The sequence below is a fragment of the Maridesulfovibrio ferrireducens genome (assembly GCF_900101105.1).
Taxonomy (GTDB): Bacteria; Desulfobacterota; Desulfovibrionia; order Desulfovibrionales; family Desulfovibrionaceae; genus Maridesulfovibrio; species Maridesulfovibrio ferrireducens.
In genome coordinates, this window is the sequence record NZ_FNGA01000004.1 from 391,466 (window position 1) to 411,091 (window position 19,626).

General features: G+C 43.8%; 20 protein-coding genes. 16 read left to right on the plus strand and 4 right to left on the minus strand.

Annotation, left to right across the window (positions count from 1 at the left end; translation table 11 throughout):
* The first annotated feature begins 24 nt into the window (after positions 1-24).
* Positions 25-1,026 carry a chemotaxis protein gene (locus BLT41_RS14265; protein ID WP_092162328.1) on the plus strand — a complete coding sequence of 334 codons (1,002 nt, stop codon included), beginning with the start codon at positions 25-27 and terminating at the stop codon, positions 1,024-1,026.
* 1 nt (position 1,027) lies between these two features.
* Here the strand turns inward: BLT41_RS14265 and BLT41_RS14270 are convergent, their stop codons facing one another.
* On the minus strand, positions 1,028-1,708 hold the full coding sequence (locus tag BLT41_RS14270; protein WP_092162330.1) for a Crp/Fnr family transcriptional regulator: 681 nt from the start codon (positions 1,706-1,708) through the stop codon (positions 1,028-1,030).
* 121 nt (positions 1,709-1,829) lie between these two features.
* On the opposite strand from BLT41_RS14270, the gene BLT41_RS14275 reads away from it, so the two are divergent.
* From BLT41_RS14275 to BLT41_RS14305, 7 genes are all read left to right on the plus strand, one after another.
* A complete protein-coding gene (locus tag BLT41_RS14275; protein WP_092162332.1) occupies positions 1,830-2,453 on the plus strand; it encodes a 4Fe-4S binding protein in 624 nt (207 codons plus the stop codon).
* A 79-nt stretch (positions 2,454-2,532) separates the two neighbouring features.
* Positions 2,533-3,837, plus strand: a complete 1,305-nt coding sequence (locus BLT41_RS14280) for a 4Fe-4S binding protein (protein WP_092162334.1) — start codon at positions 2,533-2,535, stop codon at positions 3,835-3,837.
* A gap of 155 nt (positions 3,838-3,992) precedes the next feature.
* A complete protein-coding gene (locus BLT41_RS14285; RefSeq protein ID WP_092162336.1) occupies positions 3,993-4,187 on the plus strand; it encodes a ferredoxin in 195 nt (64 codons plus the stop codon).
* A 100-nt stretch (positions 4,188-4,287) separates the two neighbouring features.
* Positions 4,288-5,895, plus strand: a complete 1,608-nt coding sequence (hcp, locus tag BLT41_RS14290; protein WP_092162338.1) for a hydroxylamine reductase — start codon at positions 4,288-4,290, stop codon at positions 5,893-5,895.
* 116 nt (positions 5,896-6,011) lie between these two features.
* Positions 6,012-6,824, plus strand: coding sequence for an ATP-binding protein (locus tag BLT41_RS14295; protein WP_092162340.1), 813 nt, complete (start codon positions 6,012-6,014; stop codon positions 6,822-6,824).
* A 173-nt stretch (positions 6,825-6,997) separates the two neighbouring features.
* Positions 6,998-8,020: a BMP family lipoprotein gene (locus tag BLT41_RS14300; RefSeq protein WP_244512292.1), complete on the plus strand. Its 1,023-nt coding sequence runs from the start codon at positions 6,998-7,000 to the stop codon at positions 8,018-8,020.
* Positions 8,007-9,179 carry a GGDEF domain-containing protein gene (locus tag BLT41_RS14305; protein ID WP_092162342.1) on the plus strand — a complete coding sequence of 391 codons (1,173 nt, stop codon included), beginning with the start codon at positions 8,007-8,009 and terminating at the stop codon, positions 9,177-9,179. The genes BLT41_RS14300 and BLT41_RS14305 overlap by 14 nt, the downstream gene beginning before the upstream one ends.
* A gap of 82 nt (positions 9,180-9,261) precedes the next feature.
* Here the strand turns inward: BLT41_RS14305 and BLT41_RS14310 are convergent, their stop codons facing one another.
* On the minus strand, positions 9,262-9,939 hold the full coding sequence (locus tag BLT41_RS14310) for a hypothetical protein (RefSeq protein WP_092162344.1): 678 nt from the start codon (positions 9,937-9,939) through the stop codon (positions 9,262-9,264).
* A gap of 181 nt (positions 9,940-10,120) precedes the next feature.
* Positions 10,121-10,948, minus strand: a complete 828-nt coding sequence (locus tag BLT41_RS14315; protein WP_092162346.1) for a purine-nucleoside phosphorylase — start codon at positions 10,946-10,948, stop codon at positions 10,121-10,123.
* 102 nt (positions 10,949-11,050) lie between these two features.
* Between BLT41_RS14315 and BLT41_RS14320 the strand changes: the two genes are divergently transcribed.
* The 8 genes from BLT41_RS14320 (at position 11,051) to BLT41_RS14355 (ending at position 18,700) form a co-directional block, all read left to right on the plus strand.
* Complete coding sequence (locus tag BLT41_RS14320) at positions 11,051-11,803, plus strand: motility protein A (RefSeq protein ID WP_092162348.1); 753 nt, start codon at positions 11,051-11,053, stop codon at positions 11,801-11,803.
* 3 nt (positions 11,804-11,806) lie between these two features.
* Complete coding sequence (locus BLT41_RS14325; RefSeq protein WP_092162349.1) at positions 11,807-12,556, plus strand: OmpA/MotB family protein; 750 nt, start codon at positions 11,807-11,809, stop codon at positions 12,554-12,556.
* A 56-nt stretch (positions 12,557-12,612) separates the two neighbouring features.
* Positions 12,613-12,981, plus strand: a complete 369-nt coding sequence (locus BLT41_RS14330; RefSeq protein WP_092162350.1) for a PilZ domain-containing protein — start codon at positions 12,613-12,615, stop codon at positions 12,979-12,981.
* A 43-nt stretch (positions 12,982-13,024) separates the two neighbouring features.
* Positions 13,025-14,440 carry an ATP-binding protein gene (locus BLT41_RS14335; protein ID WP_092162351.1) on the plus strand — a complete coding sequence of 472 codons (1,416 nt, stop codon included), beginning with the start codon at positions 13,025-13,027 and terminating at the stop codon, positions 14,438-14,440.
* A 38-nt stretch (positions 14,441-14,478) separates the two neighbouring features.
* The gene (locus BLT41_RS14340) at positions 14,479-16,725 is read left to right on the plus strand and encodes a carboxyl transferase domain-containing protein (RefSeq protein ID WP_092162352.1); all 2,247 of its coding nucleotides are present in this window, start codon (positions 14,479-14,481) and stop codon (positions 16,723-16,725) included.
* Positions 16,726-17,037: 312 nt separating this feature from the next.
* Positions 17,038-17,688, plus strand: coding sequence for a biotin/lipoyl attachment domain-containing protein (locus BLT41_RS14345; protein WP_092162353.1), 651 nt, complete (start codon positions 17,038-17,040; stop codon positions 17,686-17,688).
* 34 nt (positions 17,689-17,722) lie between these two features.
* Positions 17,723-18,070 carry a hypothetical protein gene (locus tag BLT41_RS14350; protein WP_092162354.1) on the plus strand — a complete coding sequence of 116 codons (348 nt, stop codon included), beginning with the start codon at positions 17,723-17,725 and terminating at the stop codon, positions 18,068-18,070.
* A 42-nt stretch (positions 18,071-18,112) separates the two neighbouring features.
* The gene (locus BLT41_RS14355) at positions 18,113-18,700 is read left to right on the plus strand and encodes a single-stranded DNA-binding protein (protein WP_092162355.1); all 588 of its coding nucleotides are present in this window, start codon (positions 18,113-18,115) and stop codon (positions 18,698-18,700) included.
* 59 nt (positions 18,701-18,759) lie between these two features.
* On the opposite strand, the gene speB is transcribed toward BLT41_RS14355, so the two are convergent.
* Positions 18,760-19,617, minus strand: coding sequence for an agmatinase (speB, locus tag BLT41_RS14360; RefSeq protein WP_092162356.1), 858 nt, complete (start codon positions 19,615-19,617; stop codon positions 18,760-18,762).
* Positions 19,618-19,626: the final 9 nt, after the last annotated feature.

Genomic DNA, 19,626 nt, shown 5'->3' on the forward strand with positions numbered 1-19,626 from the left:
TTATAACGAGCGGGGTCATAATAAATGTCAAGCAAGATCCTATTGAAGTCTGGAACTAACGAAGTAGAAATTCTTGAATTATATCTCGATGAAGGGCGTGGCGATAAACGAAAGCGTTGGTCCTTTGGGTTGAATGTCGCTAAAGTTAAGAAGATTGTTAAAGAAGTTGATTTAAAAAATTTTTCTGGCCGTAAAGACGCAGACATCAAAAAAACAACTACCGGTAAAATAGATTCAAGTAATATTCTTGTTCTGGGTATGTTTGAATTTATGGGTTCTGTTATCCCTCTTATCGATCTTAGCGGCTGGCTGAGAATGGATAGAGTGCGCGGTGAAAATCGTATGGTGCTTATCACTGAATTTAATAACGTAACCAGCGCTTTTCTGGTTTCAGGAGTTAACAGAATTCACCGTATAAGCTGGGAAGAGCTTGAATCCCTGCAAGGCAATATGGTCAAATATGCTGAAGGTACAATTATCGGAACAGTTAAGCTTACCGATCCGAATCGTATTCTTCAGGTTCTCGATCTCGAACAGGCTTTGGATGATTTAAGTCCAGCCAACAGCGACGAAGCTTTGCTTGACGTTGCGGAAGTTGATGAAGTCTTTTTTAAGGCAGTGTGCGCTGATGACTCCCGCTCTATGCGAAATCTGGTAACGCAGGCTTTGGAGAAAGGCGGATTCTCCGTGGACGCCTTTGTTAACGGGAAAGATCTGTGGGATGCTCTTTTGATATTTAAAGAAAAAGCTGAACAGTCCGGTAAACCTATTACCGATTTTCTCCAGCTTGTTGTCTCAGATATTGAAATGCCGGGGATGGATGGTCATGCCGTGACACGCAGAATTAAGGGTGACCCTATTTTAAAAGATTTGACCGTATTTTTATTTTCATCTCTCATCACAGAGGAATTGTTGCATAAGGGTGAGTCTGTCGGTGCAGACAGGCAGTATTCTAAGCCTCAGATTGCGAGTCTTGTTGCACAGGCATGGGAAGATGCAAATACCATGATGGAGTCTAATCGCTGATTTACAGCTGCTCCTCACCGCTCGCAATAAGTTCTAAAGAAGCTTCATCTATGATTTCGACTGTTTTTTTGTCGACCTTAATTAATCCCTGCTCACTCATTTTTTTAAAAATGCGTGACAGGGTTTCCTGTATTGTGCCGAGGTATGCGGCTATCTGTCCTTTTTGTAGATCCAGTTCCAGAATGTTAGATTTCTGGGTGGTTTTCAGCAGGAGCAGGTAGCTTGCCAGTCTGCCGGGAACTTCTTCCAAACTAAGCGCGGCGACTTGATTGACCATTTGTCTCAGTCTGCCTGAAAGCAGGGCCAGCATACTCATTGCAAGGCCGGGATCTTCTTTTATAATCCTTTCAAATCTCTCACGTGAAAAATATAAAACTGTAGAATCTTCAAGTGTTACTGCGCTTGCAGGATAGCTTGTTCCTTGAAAAACCGGAACTTCACCGAAAATTTCACCACCGCCGAAAATATGTATGATCTGTTCCTTGCCTGAAAGTGATTCCCGATAAATTTTAACTCTACCGTCTTCGACACTGTAAAAGCCGCTGGCTTCTTGTCCCATTAAAAATATTTGTTCACCGCGAATGAGTTTTCGAGGGATGGCAATGCTATCGAGTTTTTCCAACTGGCTTTCGGAAAGGCCTGCAAACAAGTTTATTTGACCAAGATTATGTGTCTTTTTCATTACAAGTCGCCTTATTTGGGCTTTAGGATCTGACTTTTTGACTCAAGTCAGACTATGTTATCTTTTTTATCGTTATTAATTAATTCAACAGCCTGATATCATGAGCAGGAGAGGTTTGACTATGGAGAAATCCGCAATCGTAAATATTTGCCGTGGCATTAAGGGCGGAGAATGCCGCTTTGCTCTTTTCGTTGAAGAGAGTTTTGCCGATAGAATCGAGAAAACCGTGATAGAGTCCGGTTGGCCGGAATTCCTTAAATCGCAGTTCGGAGATAATATTTCGCGCCATAAAGTTTTCAGTGTTAATGCCGGAGCTTGTCCGAATGGCTGTTCACGTCCGCATATTTCCGACATCGGACTTATTCGCGCATGTGTTCCGGTCATAGATAACGAAGGATGTATCGGTTGCGGTGAATGTGTGACGAATTGTCCGGATGATGCAATGCAATTTATCGATGGTAAAGTTGTTATCACTCGCGAAAAATGTCTGGATTGTGGTTTTTGTACACGCACCTGTCCGGTTGAGGTTATTTCATGTTCCCGAAAAGGCTGGCGCGTTGTTGCCGGAGGCCGTCTTGGTAGGCATCCCCATTTAGGATCGGAACTGCCGGGAATTTACAGCAGTGCCGAAGTGCTTCTTATAATTTTTAGGAGTCTCAAACTCTGGATGGAAAATTACGAAACGGGCAAGCGGTTCGGGCAGATTATGGATAAGGTCGGATATGATAAACTGTTACAGGATTAGTTTGTACAAGGTATAAACAGGATTGTGATCTTATTTTTTATAGTCGTATCTAGAAGTGTATATTGAAGAAGGAGTCATTTTGGGCATTATTCTGATAACTATCTCATATTTATTACTTGCAGCTCATAGCGTGCGTGGCGGCGATATGGGGTTTGCGGTGTTCTTTGTGGGGTGTTTGATACTCACTATGACCAAGGAGCGTTGGACGGGCCTTCTTACGACAGTTGTTCTTGGCGGTGGAGCTTTTGTATGGCTTGTTAAAGGATCTGATCTTATTAATATGCGTATCGGCCTTGGTGCAGATTGGATACGTCTTGCAGCGATAATGGGAGTACTTTTTGCGGTGACTCTTTTTTCCGCAGCTTTTTCCGCAACTCCCGCAGGTAGAAAATGGTTTAATCGCGATCCTGATAAAATGTGGTATAAGGCCGCTATTTTTTTGATTACTGCTTTATTGCTGGAAATGGTTCGCAGCAAGGCTCCTTTTCCTGTGTTATTGGTGGACAGATTTTTTCCGGGATGGGGCAGAGCCGAGATTTTCCTTTTATCTGCCTATGCGGCGTGGATAGGCGGAAAAATGTTTTTGCCGGATGGAGCTAAGAAGATACGTCCACGGATATGGGCTTTTTTTTCAATTGTGTTCTTTCTTCAGTTGATGTTCGGACTTGCCGGATTCGATCAATTCCTGATGACGGGCAATTTGCATCTTCCGGTTCCGGCTCTCATTGTTGCCGGACCTATATTTCGAGGAAGCGGTTTTTTTATGCCGATTCTTTTTACGGTATCAGTCTTTCTTGTCGGTCCGGCTTGGTGCAGTCACCTTTGTTATATCGGGGCTTGGGATGATCAAAGCAGTCGCATCAGTGGCAAACGTCCGGCTGCGAATTTCCCTCATGCTCTTATCTGGATGCGTTTGATTCTCTTAATTTTTTTGGTCGCGATTGCATGGGGGCTTAATCTTTTAGGTGTTTCCGGTTCTATTGCGGTTTTAGCGGCGGCAGGTTTCGGTTTGATTGGAATTTTTGTGATGCTTCTTTTTTCTCGTAAGATGGGAATGATGATACATTGTACAGCTTTTTGTCCCATGGGAATCATCGCAAACCTTCTAGGCAGGTTGTCTCCTTGGCGAATGAAAATTTCATCAGACTGTAATCAGTGTGGCAGGTGCAGTAAGGTTTGCAGATATGGAGCGTTACGCAAAGAGGATCTTGAATCCGGTCATCCGGGGCTTTCCTGCACACTTTGCGGAGACTGCGTTTCTTCATGCTCCAGCGGTTGCATGGGATACAAACTTCCATTCATATCTTCCAATTTATCCCGCAAAATTTTCCTTGTTTTAGTTATTTCTTTGCATAGTTTATTTATTGGTGTTGCAAGAATGTAAATGATAACTATTATTAATAATGATCAGTATGTGTGGTTTCAGTTTGTAGATAACGGATAAATAAATGTTCAAAAATAGTACTATCTACTGTGTGTCTGTGATATGGGTAATGTTGGATTGTCGGTTCTCATCCGACGGATCAAAAGGAGCGAATTATGAGTCGTACCGTAGCTATTGATATTGATGCGTGTATTGGCTGCGAAGCTTGTGCGGAAGAGTTTCCAGAAGTTTTTTCCATGGGGCCCGCGGATCTGCCTCAGGTGTACAACCCAGAGGGTGTTGACGAAGAAAAGATTGAAGAGATTATGGATTTGTGCCCTGCGAACTGCATAATTTGGGAAGATGATTAAAAAAAAGTAGTTTTGACTTGGATCAAATACATCCTTCGAGTTCCACCCTATTCTGCACTCAACGAATAGGAAAACAACTTACCTGAAAAGGAGAAAAATTATGTTTTGCAATCAGTGTGAACAGACAGCCAAAGGCACAGGGTGCACCGTTAAAGGTGTATGCGGAAAGACTGACGAAACTTCTGCAATTCAGGATCTTTTGATTCATGTTCTTGCAGAGCTTGGAACCGTAGCAGTTGCAGCTCGCGAAGAAGGTATTGAAATTCCTTCAGCTGTGAATCTCCTAACTGCCGAAGCCGTTTTTTCAACTCTTACTAATGTAAACTTTGATGACGAAAGGTTTATTCCTATCGTTAAAAATGTTGCAGCAGCAAGAGACGAACTGGCAGGAAAGCTCAAGGGCGGATGTTCTTGCGGCGGAGTTACTAAAGTCGGCGCAACTGCTGCTGAACTCAGCAAGCAGGGCGAAGCTTTCTCTGTAAATTCATTTGATGAAAATCCCGATCTGCGTTCACTAAAGCAGATTCTTATATACGGACTTAAAGGCGTAGCCGCATACGTTGATCATGCTGCCATTCTCGGTCAACAAGATCCTGCAGTATACGCATTCCTTCACGAAGCTCTTGCCGCTTCCCTTAAGCCTCTCGGCATGGAAGAACTTGTCGCTCTCTGCATGAAGTGCGGTGAAGTCAACCTTAGAGCAATGGAACTTCTGGATGCTGGTAACACCGGAACTTACGGTCACCCGGTTCCTACTGAAGTGCCTCTCGGCGCAAAAGCCGGAAAGGCGATCCTTGTTTCAGGTCACGATCTGAAAGATCTTCGCGCTATTCTTGAGCAGACTGAAGGCACAGGAATCAACGTTTACACCCATGGTGAAATGCTTCCTTGTCACGGATACCCTGAGCTTAAAAAGTTCAATCATTTTTACGGTCATTACGGAACCGCATGGCAGAATCAGTTGAAAGAATTTGCTGAATTCCCGGGTTCAATCCTTATGACAACTAACTGCATTCAGAAGCCTTCTGAAAAGTACATTGGTGACATTTACACCACTGGTCTTGTCGGATGGCCTGGGGTTACTCATGTTCTTAACGGTGACTTCAGTGAAGTTATTGCTAAGGCAAAAGAACTTCCCGGTTTCCCAGCTGATACCGATAAAGGCTCTGTCCTTTGCGGATTCGCAAGAAACGCAGTTCTCGGCGTAGCTGACAAAGTTATCGACGCTGTTAAAGCTGGCGATATCCGCCACTTCTTCCTCGTCGGTGGTTGTGACGGTGCTAAACCAGGCCGTAACTACTACACTGAGTTCGTTGAAAAAGCTCCTAAAGATACTATTATCCTTACCCTTGCTTGCGGTAAATTCCGTTTCTTCGACAAAAAACTCGGCGATATCGGTGGAATTCCTCGCTTGCTTGATATCGGACAGTGTAATGATGCTTATTCCGCAGTTCAGATTGCGGTCGCTCTTGCCGGCGCATTCGAGTGCGGCGTGAATGAGCTTCCATTATCCTTTATCCTTTCATGGTACGAGCAGAAAGCAGTGTCCATCCTTTTGACCTTGCTCCACCTCGGAATCAAGGACATTCGCATCGGGCCTAGTCTTCCTGCTTTCATCACTCCGAACGTGCTGAACTTCCTTGTTGAGAACTTCAACATTATGCCTATCAGCACTCCTGATGAAGATCTCAAGGCTATTCTCGGCTAGATTGTATAGCGATTAGAATTAATTACAGACTTAATTAAAACGGCGGGGGAAGAGTTTCTTCCTCCGCCGTAAAATAAACAAAATTTTATCAGGTTTTCAGGTTTCAGGAGAAAATTATGAAGGTTACAAGAAAGCTCATCCATATAGACGAAGAACTCTGTAACGGTTGCGGAGAATGTGTTCCGGGCTGTGAAGAAGGCGCGTTGCAAATTATTGACGGCAAGGCCCGTTTGGTTGCCGAGAAGTATTGTGATGGTCTCGGAGCCTGTCTGGGCGAGTGTCCTACCGGAGCTCTTACCGTACGGGACGTTGAGACCGAAGATTTTGATCCTGATGCTGTTCGGGAACTTCTTACAAAGCAGGGAAGGGCGGTGCCGGAGCATATGCCTTCTCCTGAAAGTTTGAGATTGGATAATCCTGCTGCGGAAGCTGCTCCTAAATCAGGTTGCGGTTGTGGAGGATCAAAGCTTGTGGAATTTACTCCGTGTCAGAAGGCCAATATTCCGGCTGATATCGAAGGTGAAGCAGGGCCGTCACATCTTACTCACTGGCCTGTTCAGCTTAGACTTGTCCCACCCGAAGCTCCGTTCCTTAAGGGCGCAGACCTTTTGCTCACCGCAGATTGTGTTGCTGTCTCCATGCCCGGATATCACGAAAGATTTCTGCCGGGGCGCAAAGTGCTCATGGGTTGTCCGAAGTTTGATGATGTCGAACTTTACATCGAAAGGCTCACCGCAATTTTTGCAACAGCAGGTCTGAAGTCCATTACTCTTCTTGAAATGGAAGTTCCTTGTTGTTCGAATATGAGCAAGATTGTTGCAAAAGCTCTTAAAAATTCAGGTGCCAATATCCCCACTGAAAAAATTATTGTAGCCCGCACGGGTGAGATTGTTTTCAAGGGAGACTTAGTTCAGCCGGTTATTCTCTAGCAATTGGAGAATTTTTAATACTTGCTAGCTGGCATTACTTAAGCAAAATAACCAAAAGCTTAAATGAGTAATTATGCATCGCCCTCGAAAATTATTTTCGAGGGCGTTTTTCAGTTTTTAAAGGTTTATTGCTTTTTGATTGTAGTGCATATTAATAAATCAAGGAGTGTGAAATGGTGCTGATGCGTAATTTTTATATTTTACTTGTTTTATTTGCTGTCTGTTTTACGCAGGCAGTTTGTGCTTATGCTGATAATTTTAAACCAGTGGTTATTTATCAGGGGAGTATTGAGAACAATTCATTTAATGTATCCATTCACGAGGGTGTTAAAAGGTTTTCGGAGAAGACCGGGCTGAATTGTACTGAAGTTGTTAGCGGAGTGGCTGCAGAGGATTATTATAGAAGTGTCAAGGAGCATGTGGACGGGGGGTACTCCCCGGTGTTTCTACCTTATGGTAATCAATTTAATAACTTGGTTGATTTTGTTCGTAATTATCCGGGGACTAGATTTATTGTACTCGATACTGTCTATGATGAGCCGAATATGTTCTCTTTTGTTCTGGCGGAGCACGAAGGTTCCTTTTTGGCCGGAGCTTTGGCAGCCATGGCATCAAAGAGTAAAAAAATAGGCTTTGTTTCAGTTGCGGATATTCCTTTTCTGCTCCGTTTTTGGTGCGGATATGTTCAGGGAGCAAAATATATTGATCCTCAGATAACCGTTCTAAAAGGTTTTATCGGGAGTTATAAAGGGTCATGGTTTGACGGGAATGCAACATCCGCTCTGGCTAACGGGATGATGGATAAGGGGGCTGATGTAATTTATCAGGTAGCCGGAGGAGCAGGTCCTGCAGTACTGGAGGCGGTCGCGGCCCGCGGTAAGCTTGGCATTGGCGTGGATGTAAATCAGAATAGCCTTTATCCCGGCAGTGTGCTGACTTCCATGATCAAACGTACTGACAAAATAGTTTTCGCAGCCTTGATGCTCGCTAAAAGAGGAGTCTGGCGGGATAATTTTAAGCGGCTTGGTCTTGAGCAGGGCGCAGTGGGGATTGTGTTTGACGAGAATAATAAATCTTTGGTTACTCCTGAAATGCGTGCACGTATTGAGGTAATAAAGAAAGACATTGTTCTTGGGTCAATTTCTGTTCACGAGTATACTAAGGATTTGAAGTGTTCCGGCCGTGTTGATAAATAGAGCTATAAAACTTCATAGCGTAGCCCTGTATCTGGTCTGTGTTTTGCTGCTTGGGCTGCTCCTTCCTATAGCTGCGGGTATGGTTATAACCCTTGGTCAGGAGCGAATAAAGTTGGAGGACGAGTTAAGCGAGTTTCATCGCGAAACTCTTAAAACTCTCGTGGTGAGCACTGAGGATGCAATGTTATCCTTTTCGCCGGAAGGGGTCCGCAATATTGTCGGTGTTCTGTTAAAAGATGAGCGTATAGTCAGTATTGAAGTCTTTTCGGAACTTTTCGATCTTTATCTTTTGCGGGTTTCCAAACAAATTCCCGATCATCAATTTGATTCCTTCTCTATGCGGGAAACCGTTGTAAAAGACGGTGAAGTTTTGGGCTATGTTCAGGTTGAAGTGGATAGTGGCTGGATAATTCCCCGGATTGAAGAAGCCCGCAATCATATTATTCTTTTATTCTCTTCTATGTTTTTGAGTGCCTTACTGCTTGTTGTTCCGGCAATATATTATAAAATATTAAAGCCTCTTAGACGGCTGACAAGACAAGCTGATATTTTATCGAAAGGTGAACTGGGTGTCGAGTATGAGTGGCGTGGTAAAGATGAATTGTCCATGCTCGGCAAGACCTTGGAGGACATGCGCGGAAAGCTCAATGAGAACTTTAATTTCATGAAAGAAATGGCAGTGACTGATGAGCTTACCGGCCTTCCCAACAGGCACGGATTTTCGGCTGAAATTAAAAAAATTATGCATTTAAGTAAGCGTTATAAACATCCGTTATCCATCGCAATTTTTGATCTAGACTATTTCAAAGCTATCAATGATACCTACGGACATGGAGTCGGAGACGAAGTTTTGAAGGATTTTTCCAGACTTGTTTGTAGCAGGATTAGAAATACTGACATTTTTGCCCGGATCGGGGGCGAAGAATTTGTTATGGTCATGCCTGAAACATCAATTGAGGCTGCAAGATTGTTGCTAAATGAAATCAGGGAAGTTGTTTCCGGTCAGCCTTTTGCTCATGGTGAAAAGGTAACAACCAGCATCGGGGTTACAAGTTACTCAGGTGTTGAGCAGCTTGACCAGCTCCTCGAAGCTGCGGACAAGGCCTTGTATCAAGCCAAAAGAAAAGGGCGGGATCAGGTCGTAGTTCATCTTCGCTAATATTTTCTGAATAGTTTTAAAAAGTAGAAAGCCCTTCGCTGATTAACAGTGAAGGGCTTTCTTTTGTTGTATGTTTTGAAAGCTATTCGAGGATATTTTGTTCGAATCCCGGAAGAATGTTGCTTTGCTGCGGAGCATAGCTCGGCTGGAAGTTATTTTGAGAACCTGCCGAGTTTGTCAGTGGTCCGGAAGTGTTGACCAGAGGGGCTATGGATCCGTCATCTTTAATAGGAAGAAGCGATCTTGTCTTGGCATTGAGTGGAACAGTCCAGTCCCACGAGCCGAGAATCTCACCGTCATCAACGGTTGAAATAGCCGCAGTCATATAAATAATTTCAGGGCCTACAGTGTAAGATCCGGCAAGAATACATTTTTCAGGAGGCGCTGTATCTTCATCTACTGCTGCCATTGAAAAGCGTGAACTGTCGGCAACAATGGCATATCCTTTCTGAGCAATGCGTGATGCCACCTGTTCCGTTGAAATCTGTGCAAAATCTGTCTGTAAGGTACTGCCCCGCAGACGAAAGACCATGACAGTAATAGGTGATCCGGGAGGAAGTATTTCTTCAAGCTGGGAGGCTATCTTGTCTCCTGCGCGGTAGTTAATCTCTATTAAAGGAGTTCCGTCCTCTGCGAAAAAGGGACCGGTCGTGGGCCTTTTCCCTAGATAATTCATAGTATCCTGCTGCTGTTTTGCACAAGAAGAAGCGGACATCAGTATAACCGCTGCCAGAATTATGATAAATTTTTTGCCCATCATGAAAAACTCTCCGTTTTCAGACATATAAATATTGCGTGAGTAATCTGCCGCTTAATTTGATGCAACGGTAATGCCACGCAGTAAAAGATGCGTTATGCCAGAGTATTAAATAAATATTTATTCTGAAAGATGGCAAAAAATGTATCAAAAGGTCGAGTTAATGACTCCGCAGGTATCCTATTTAATTAATACGGGAAATAATTTCACGGATAAGTGCAGACATGGCCGCAGAGGATTTTGAAGCCTGTTCGATCACACCTTCGTGCGTTGTTTCAGCCATACAGTCAGGTAGATTCTTATTGGTCAGGCAGGCTATACCCATTACTTTCATTCCCATATGGACGGCTGTGACGGCTTCAATTGCTGTAGACATGCCGACAGCGTCACCTCCCAAAAGCTTGAACATGCGGGTTTCTGCCGGAGTTTCAAGGTTCGGTCCTGAAAGCTGAATATATACACCCCGTTCAAGGCGGACGGATACAGCCTTTGCCGCTTCAAGAGCTGTGTTACGAAGTTCTTCGCAATAAACTTTGCTCATATCCGGGAATCTTAAGCCCCATTCTTCATAGTTATGTCCTGTGAGCGGAGATTGTCCTGTAAAGTTAATGTGGTCAGTGATAAGCATCAGGTCGCCGGCATCAAATTGGGGGTTGATAGCTCCGGCGGCATTGGTTAAAAATACTTTTTTAATTCCGAGGGTGCCCATTATGCGGATACTCAGGCAGGCTTCAGCCGCAGTGTAACCTTCATAAAGATGAAATCTGCCGCTGAAAACTAGAACGGGTTTTTTGTTCATAAAACCATATATTAAGCGCCCGCTATGGCCTTTTACCGTTGATTGTGGAAGGCCGGGGATTTCCGAATATGGAATTTCAATTGCGTCGTCTAATTTTGTGATTGCTTCGCCAAGTCCTGAACCGAGAATTATTCCGATGGTTCCAACTTGAAAATTATCTATCTTTTCTAGTATATGACTGGTAATAGAAGTTGTTAGGTCGGGGGAGGTCATAGTTTCAAACTCGTAGTTTTAGGGTTGATTTACAGGGACGCATGCAGGGCATGTTTATCGTGTCGGCCTGATCACTACTAACTTAAAAGAGAATGGGATTCTATGGATTTTTCCACTTTAATCGGGATGCTTGTCGGGCTTTCTCTTGTTATCGGTGCAATTTTCATGGGCGGGGCTGTTGATGTTTTTATCAATCTTCCCGGTATGATGATTGTTATCGGTGGCACTCTTGCTTCTATTTGCGTTGCTTTTCCTTTCGAGGAAGTTATCCAAGCCGTAATTGCCGGATTCAAGGCCTTTTCTTCAAGAAAAGTTAAGGTCAATGAAGTCGTCAACATTATGGTTAAGGTTGCTGAAATCAGCAGACGTGAAGGACTCATTGCTCTTGAGAATGTTCAGACAGAAAATGTGGTTTTAAGGAAGTCATGTCAGCTTATTGCTGATAATGCTGATCCTGAACTTATCCGCACGACTCTTCAAATCGAAATATCCGCCATGAAAAGGCGTCACAAAATTGCACACGATGTATATAAGCGTCTTGCGGGGCTTGCTCCTGCTTTCGGTATGCTTGGAACACTTATCGGGCTTGTGCAGATGCTTTCAAACCTTGAAGATCCGAAATCTATCGGCCCTGCGATGGCCGTTGCTATTTTGACTACTTTTTACGGTTCGGCTCTAGCAACCGTACTCTTTATCCCTATCGGTGCCAAACTTAGAGCCCGAACTCTTCAGGAACAATTACATCTGGAAATTATTTTTGAAGGAGCTAAATCTATCCTTGAAAATAATAATCCTAGACTTGTTTATGAAAAATTGTCCTCTTTTCTGGCTCCTAAAGATAGAACGGGAGAGTAAGTCATGGGTAAAGAATTTAATTCTTCTATTCTGCCGGATGACATTGAAGAAGATGAAGATGATTCCAATGAGTGGATAACCACTTTTGCTGATTTATGCATGCTTCTGCTTGTCTTTTTCATTCTGCTTTATTCTATGTCTGAGATTGACGCCAAAAAATTTGATCTGACATTTCAGTCTGTGACTAAAGCTATTAAAGGAAAGCTCGATAGAGTAGCTACAAGCAAAGTTGCGCGCGAGGAAGCCGGAGCGATTCTCAATCAGGTTGTTACTCGCAGGCAGATTATTAAAGCTCAGCGGAAAGTTTATGAAGACGTTAAGTATCTCCAGACCACTAAAGGGGTTGAGGGGATAATGAGCGCCAAATTTGAGGACGGAAAGATTGTTCTAAAACTCCCGTCGGATGTTTTGTTCCGTCCCGGAAAAGTAACTCTCAGCAAAAAAGGGCGGGTTGCTATCGCTGCAATGAAAGACTTTTTTATTCAGCACCCGGATCAGTATATCAACATAAAGGGGTATACTGACGACACTCAACCCGGTTCGGCCAGTCGTCTTAAGGATAACTGGGAAATTTCTTCTTTGCGGGCCGTTAACGTTCTTAGGTATCTGATGAAGCTTGGTATCAAACCTAACAGACTCACTGCTACGGGATTGGGTGAAATGGACCCTCTTGTGCCGAATAATTCTTCGCAGAACCGCAGGCGTAACAGGCGTGTAGAATTTGTTCTGGATAAAATAATGACCGGGCCTTGATGATGTGGCTGTTGATGTCAGCGGTATTAACCAGTTGAACCGAGGATGGTAGTGAGATGGATTTATCTTACGAGAGTTCAAATAAGGCCAGAGGTGCATTTCGGACGAGTGTTCCGGGGCTTGCTATAAGAATCAAGGGCTATCCTGATCCTTTTAGTGTTAAAGATTTCAGTGTAAACGGATTGGCTTTTACTTCTGGAAAAGATGTTTTTGAGGTTGGAACACCACTCGAAGTGGATCTTCTTTTGGGGTCAAAAGAGATTCTTCTGGGAATTACCCTTGAGATTGTCAGAGATATCGGAAAAGGGTTGATGGGGTGTATCTTTATCGGCCTTGATAAGTATCAGGAAGCTCGACTGGATAAGCTTGTTCTTGAAATTCAGAAGCGAATGATTTTGTTGCGGAAAAAGAAAGGCGCATCCTGATTAAAGCAGGCAAAATTTTATTATCAGGCGGTAGTTTTAAACTGTGTATAGTGGAGAACATCGGGTACTTATAGCGAATAGAGGTGAAATAGCGATTCGAATAGCTAAAGCCTGTATTGAGCTTAAACAGCGTTTTACATGCGTTTATACCGAAGCAGACCGCGATAGCGGACATGTTCGTTTTGCCCGCGATAACGGCGGAGAAAGCGGGCTTTATCGTATCAATTCGTACCGTGATGCCAATGAAATTTTCAGTGTAGCTGATAACTGCGGAGCTACTGCTATCCACCCCGGTTATGGTTTTTTTGCTGAGGATTTCCGTTTTGCCCGCCGCGTTGTTGAAAGAGAAAAGCCACTTATTTTCATTGGCCCTTCATGGTGGATAATCCGTGAACTGGGCGACAAAATCAATACCAAACGCCTTGCCCGCAGTCTCGGGGTTCCAACAATTCCCGGTTCTGACAGACCTATTTATAATGAATTGGAGGCTGTTGAATTTGCTGACAGTCTATTTTCATTTCAAAAAGAGCAGGGGTTCAAGGCCGCTGCAATTATGGTTAAAGCATCTGCCGGTGGCGGTGGAATGGGAATTGAGGAAGTTACCGATCAGGATGAATTCCGTTCTGTTTTCAGGCGGATACGTAATTACGCTAAAAGACAGTTTAATGATGAAGGCGTGTTGATCGAGCAGCGTATTTATGGGTTTAACCATCTTGAAGTCCAGATTGTTTCTGAACGGTCCGGCAAAAATCATGTTCACTTCGGAACTCGTAACTGTTCTGTCCAGAGCAGTGGTAATCAAAAACGAATTGAAGTTGCTCCGGGATTTGCTCCTGAAGGTATTCATTATATTTTCAATGCTGCTGATGTGCTTGAGCGCATTACTAAACATTCTCTTTCGATGGCGCAGGAAGTTTCCTATGACAATGTGGGCACATGGGAATGGATTGTAACTCCCCGAGGTGAACCTTTTCTCATGGAAGTTAATACCCGGATTCAGGTGGAAAACGGGGTTTCATCCGCAATTGCTAGTGTTCATGGAGATGATGTGGATATCGTTCGTGAGCAGGTGCGGCTGGGACTTGGCGCGGAGTTAGGATACTCTCAGAATAATGTTTTCTTGAACGGGCTTGCTTTGGAGTATCGGATTATTGCTGAAAATCCTGATAGAAATTTTGCTCCGTGGGTTGGCACTATTACAAAATTCGGTTGGAACGAGCAGGATTGGCTTAAAGTTTACACACAGGTTCCCACTGATTGTGAATATGAAATTCCGACTGAATTCGACCCCAATTTGGCTCTTGCGATTGTCCGGGGAGACTCACTGCAACAGGTCCGCGAAAGAGGCGTTGAATTTCTTGAAGGTTTGGAATTGCAGGGGGCTGACCGGTCAGGGCGGAAGCTGCAATCTAATATTTCTTATCTGAAAGATAAGACCTCCGGCATATTGGAATTTTAGTAATTATTTTCATAAAGCTTAACTTAATCAGGGCGTAAATGAATACTGATAAGCGCATTGATGCGCTGACTAAACGACTGGATTACATTAAAGACATTTTCAAAAATCAGGAAAATGTAAATGTCGCTATGCTCAGTTCTGAGCTTGGTGAATGTAATGAATTGCGCTCAAAAATTTCCCATCAAGATTTAGAACGTCAGCTTGTCAGACTTGAAGACTTGTTCAGTTTTCTTGAAGTTAAACTTGAAAAAGAACTTACTCCGATGGACAGGGTCCGTATTGTGCGTCATCCGCAGCGGATTTGCCTGACAGATATTTTAGAAAATGTTTACGATAACTACACGGAACTTGGCGGGCTTGGTGAGTTCAGTATTGATCCGGCAATGGTTATCGCGCAGGCCTGTATTGCCAGAAGGGTCGGCAATAAAATTGTGAATCAGCCTGTGATGGTTATTGGTCAGGAAAAAGGGCACGGGCAGGAATTTCGCAACGGTGGCTCAGTTAAGCCGTGGGGGAACGCTAAGGCTTTGCACTATATGAAAGTTGCTGAGGCGGAAGGCATTCCCATTCATACATATATTTTCACTCCGGGCTCGTATCCTGTTGAAGAGTATCCGGGGGCCGCGCAGCAGATAGCAAAAAACATTTACGGAATGAGCCGCATAAATGTTCCTATCGTGGCAGTAATTTCGGAAGGTGGATCAGGCGGTGCTGAGGCTATTGGTCTTGCCGACCGCAGGCTGATGCTTTCTCATGGATATTATTCCGTTATTTCTCCTGAAGGTGCCGCTGCAATTGAAGCTAATTTGCACAGAGGCGAGCGTGTCAGTGAAGAACTGATTACCCGCTGTGCCCGCAGGCTTTGCATTACTGCCGAAGATAACTTCCGACTGGGGTACGTGGACAGAATCATCCGGGAGCCCGTTCTGGGCGCAAGGCCTCATAATTACGATTTTTTTAGAAAGCTAAGATCTGAGATTATCCGCGCCACGAATGAAGCATGTATTTCTGCCAAATGGAAGAAGCCTTTCAGGGCGACATTTTTACGCCATAAAAGCAGCGAAGAAGATCTTTTTATGCGCTGGGATTTAAGCGGCAGAGCGCGAACCAGACTGGTCGAACGGCGTCATGAAAAGTTTAGAAATCTTTCCACTTCGGCTTATATGGATAATCGTTCACTTGTTCTCAAGATGGGATCTGCTTTGCAGGGTGTGGCGTGGTCCACCAGATCATGGGTTTTGTATAACATGATTGGTCGTGTGGTCCGTTTTGCCAAGCAGGGAGTGGAGGGAATTCAGTCCGAGGCTCATCTGATTAAAAACAGGACATCACGTCTGCTGAAAAACGGAAATGGGAAGAGCGTTTCTGAAAACAAAATATCCAGAGAAATGCGGGATAAACTTCTTTGTCTTTCCGGTCCCTGCGGTGGGCCGTGTCTTGAAGATGGGCAGTGGAAATACAGAAGTCCGCAAAGTTCGGCAGATAGAACACTGACTTGTCCCAACTCGAAAGAAGAGGGGTGTCTCGACCTGTGGGGCCCGGATCTTTTTGGTGATTTCGGTGGAGTATGCAGTACTTGTGGTCATCATTTTCCCATGGAATATCAGTGGTATCTTTATAATGTTTTCAATTATGCGGAAGGATTTGAATTTAATTCAGGTATAGAATCAGCGAATCCGCTTGATTATGAAGGTTTTGATCTTAAACTTAATGAGATTCGTAAAAAGACCGGACTTCGTTCTTCGTGCATAACTTTTGAAACCCGTATGGAAGATATTAATGCTGTTGTAATCTGCATTGCCGCTCCGTTCAGAGGTGGTTCCATAGGGGCCGCGGAAGGTGAAAAGATTATTCGCGCTGCTGAGCGTGCGCAGCGTAAGCAATTGCCTCTCATAGCATACGTTCACGGAACTGCCGGGATAAGAATACAAGAAGGAACTCACGGCGTTATACAGATGCCGCGTTGCACAATGGCGGTGCGCAGATACATGGACGCCGGCGGGCTTTATCTTGTTGTTTACGATACCAATTCCTATGGCGGGTCAGTAGCAAGTTTTCTCGGATGTTCACCATATCAGTTCGGCATAAGATCTTCACGTATCGGATTTGCCGGGCCTCGCGTAATTAGTGAAACAATAGGCATGAATGTTCACCCCAACTATCATATTGCGTGGAATGCGCTTGCCAGAGGGCACATACAGGGAATATGGGATCGCAGGGAAATGAGTAAAAATGTGCATCAATCCCTCTTGACCATGGGGGGTAGAAACCTCTACTACCGTTAACAGGCTTTCTTCAAAAAGCTATCTGCTTTGTCTCTGCAAAAGACTCAAAATCTCATACAGAATAACCGTGTGTAGATATTGAGTTTTTCTTGTGTCTTACCAGTGGGATGTTTTGATTTGTTTAAATTATTAAAATTTTTTGACAAATCTACGGATTGTCCAAAATCCTTCGGTGAGTTAAAGAAGAGATGTTGTTAGAATAAAATTGTCAAACACGTATTCAAACTGTTCGTTATATTACGCAGTTGAAGGTTAAAATCGTTATTGCCCGGTAGAGGGCGCTTAACAGAAAATAATTCAGAGGTTCATATAATGTTGAATATTAAAGAGCTGCTTGAAGAAATTAAGGCTTCTCCTTACGAAGAAGTTGAGATTTCCGTTCCGCATACCGGAAGGGTTGAGTTTGCTGATCTTAAAGTTGGTGATAAAGTAAGTGGTCCTTCCGGAGAATGGAAAGAAAAGCCCGGAACTGTGCTCGCTAAGTTGACTAGAGAAAGAAATACTAAAAATATTCCTGCTCCTGAAAAAGGTGAAATTGTTTCTATCAGACATGACCTTGAAGGTAAGTTTGTTGAAGCAGGTGAAGTTCTTCTTAAGATTCGTCATTTTCTCTCTAAGGAAGAAGTGATACAGCTTATTTTGAAGAAAGCGCTTTTTCTTTTCAATGCACCTGAAAAGGCTAAATATTATTTTACCCCTGAAATCGATACAAAGATTAAAGGTTCCGGAGAACGCTCCGTAAAAGTTCGCGAAGGGCTTGAGCTTTTTATTGTTTCGCGCATGAAAAGAGAAACTCCTTTGAATTATGCAGGTCCGGAAGGTCTTATTTACGCTGTTTATTTTCATAACGGCGATAATGTTGATGCTGGTCAGGCTCTTATCGGAGTTTGCCCTGCTGATCAGCTTAAGCACATTCAGGAAGTTGTAAATCGCGTTCAAAGTGAGTGGGAAGAAAGAGACTAATCATTCTATTTTTAAACCAGAGAGGATTGTCAGTATGGGAAATGTACTTCAAATAAGAGTCATGGCTAAAACTTACGATGAATCTCAGGTTGAGAATGCTTGGCCTTTTTTGGTTGCTATGACATGGGCTGAACCTCGGGCGGAAGGCCGGCCTCATGGAGTGATTGAACTGGTTGAAGATCTTAAGGATAAGCTTGAGCTGGGAATGCTGTCAAAGACAGAGGAACAAACTCTTGGTGAGTCCATAAGAAAGGCTTTTAATCTTAAGTTGCAGATTGAAGATGCTCTTGGTGATTGGAAAGCAACTGAAGCTAACACGGTCAGTTTTGCGCTGGAAGATTTGCTTGATGATTTAGAAAAGAAAGCTGTTAAAGATAAGTAATAAATAAAATAATAACGAATATTTAATATAAAGGAGTCGCAAATGGCTGGAAGCATGAATAAGGTTATTTTGGTTGGTCGTATTGGGCAGGACCCTAAAATTTCATATACAACCTCCGGTCAGGCTGTAGCGAATTTTTCAGTTGCCACTGATGAAGGATATAAAGATCGCAATTCAGGACAGAAAATTGATAAAACTGAATGGCATAATATTGTCGCTTGGCGCGGTACAGCTGAATTTGTAAGTAAATACCTTAGCAAAGGCCGTCTGGTTATGGTTGAAGGTAAGTTGCAGACTGATAAGTGGCAGGATAAGAACGGTCAGGATCGTTACACTACTAAGATTCAGGCTAGCAATGTTCAAGGTCTCGACAGCCGTCAGAGTGATGGTGGTGGTCAGGGACAGCAGCAAGGTCAATATAACCAGCAGAATCAGCAGCCCCAGCAGAATCAGCAAGGTCAATACAACCAGCAGAACAATGCTGGTCAGTATAACCAGCAGCAGAGTCAGCAACAGCCTCAGCAGAATCAGTACAATAATGCTCCTCAGCAGGGAGGCGGTTCGCAAGAGGAAGATCTTGGACCTGCATTTCCTTCTGAAGCCAGCGGAATGGATGAAGTTCCATTTTAATTATATAGTTTCAGTAAATGATAATAAAAAAAGAGGGTGCATCTGCACCCTCTTTTTTTTTAATCTTCCAGCGGGCAGAGCCCCATTATTTGATAGACCAGTTGTGCGGCGGCAAAGTCAGAACCGTGGTCACCTTCGCTGGGAGCAAGTTCAACAACATCCGCTCCGATGATTTTTCTGTTTGAAACAGCACGCTCCAGCAACGTAAGGGCATCGTGCCAGCTTATTCCACCGGGAACAGGAGTTCCTGTTGCACGGATAACAGACGGGTCGAGTCCGTCAACATCGAAAGTTATGTAAATTTTTTCAGGGAAGTCTGTGGGAAGAAGGATCTTCGGAATTCCTCTCAGATGAAGTTTGCGGGCATCAAGATGTGGAATTTCCATTTTTTCACGGTATTCAACTTCTTCTAAACACAGGGCGCGTACTCCGATTTGGAAAATGGGCAGTTTTAAATCTTCACTGGCCCGGCGCATAACGCAGGCGTGACTGTAGAGAGATCCTTCATATATGTCGCGCAGGTCAGCATGTGCATCAAACTGGACTACTCCGAAACGTCCATGTTTCTGTTTTAAAGCACGTAATGCACCGATTGTCACAGTGTGCTCTCCGCCAAGGATGAAAGGCACAGCTTCACACTCTACGGCGTAGGCAACTGCGTCTTCTATCTCATCAATTGTTTTAGAAATATCTTTTGAACAATCAATAGGCTCGGCAGTGTGAATGCCGTCATCAGCAGGAACAGATTTACCGTCCCACAGTTCAAGCTGAGTGGATGCTTCTATGATTGCCTCAGGACCGAATGCGGTACCTGAACCGTAAGAAACTGAAGTTTCAAGAGGAACTGGAATAATATGGAAAGATGCTTCTTCGGGGTGTTCGTTGGGGATTTCCCCTTCAAGAAAATGTGTAGCCATTAGCCATTC

Coding starts and splice junctions, on each gene's coding strand:
- BLT41_RS14265 (WP_092162328.1), top strand. CDS start 25: ATGTCAAGCAAGATCCTATTGAAGTCTGGAACTAACGAAGTAGAAATT.
- BLT41_RS14270 (WP_092162330.1), bottom strand. CDS start 1,708: ATGAAAAAGACACATAATCTTGGTCAAATAAACTTGTTTGCAGGCCTT.
- BLT41_RS14275 (WP_092162332.1), top strand. CDS start 1,830: ATGGAGAAATCCGCAATCGTAAATATTTGCCGTGGCATTAAGGGCGGA.
- BLT41_RS14285 (WP_092162336.1), top strand. CDS start 3,993: ATGAGTCGTACCGTAGCTATTGATATTGATGCGTGTATTGGCTGCGAA.
- hcp (WP_092162338.1), top strand. CDS start 4,288: ATGTTTTGCAATCAGTGTGAACAGACAGCCAAAGGCACAGGGTGCACC.
- BLT41_RS14295 (WP_092162340.1), top strand. CDS start 6,012: ATGAAGGTTACAAGAAAGCTCATCCATATAGACGAAGAACTCTGTAAC.
- BLT41_RS14300 (WP_244512292.1), top strand. CDS start 6,998: ATGGTGCTGATGCGTAATTTTTATATTTTACTTGTTTTATTTGCTGTC.
- BLT41_RS14310 (WP_092162344.1), bottom strand. CDS start 9,939: ATGATGGGCAAAAAATTTATCATAATTCTGGCAGCGGTTATACTGATG.
- BLT41_RS14315 (WP_092162346.1), bottom strand. CDS start 10,948: ATGACCTCCCCCGACCTAACAACTTCTATTACCAGTCATATACTAGAA.
- BLT41_RS14320 (WP_092162348.1), top strand. CDS start 11,051: ATGGATTTTTCCACTTTAATCGGGATGCTTGTCGGGCTTTCTCTTGTT.
- BLT41_RS14325 (WP_092162349.1), top strand. CDS start 11,807: ATGGGTAAAGAATTTAATTCTTCTATTCTGCCGGATGACATTGAAGAA.
- BLT41_RS14330 (WP_092162350.1), top strand. CDS start 12,613: ATGGATTTATCTTACGAGAGTTCAAATAAGGCCAGAGGTGCATTTCGG.
- BLT41_RS14340 (WP_092162352.1), top strand. CDS start 14,479: ATGAATACTGATAAGCGCATTGATGCGCTGACTAAACGACTGGATTAC.
- BLT41_RS14345 (WP_092162353.1), top strand. CDS start 17,038: ATGTTGAATATTAAAGAGCTGCTTGAAGAAATTAAGGCTTCTCCTTAC.
- BLT41_RS14350 (WP_092162354.1), top strand. CDS start 17,723: ATGGGAAATGTACTTCAAATAAGAGTCATGGCTAAAACTTACGATGAA.
- BLT41_RS14355 (WP_092162355.1), top strand. CDS start 18,113: ATGGCTGGAAGCATGAATAAGGTTATTTTGGTTGGTCGTATTGGGCAG.
- speB (WP_092162356.1), bottom strand. CDS start 19,617: ATGGCTACACATTTTCTTGAAGGGGAAATCCCCAACGAACACCCCGAA.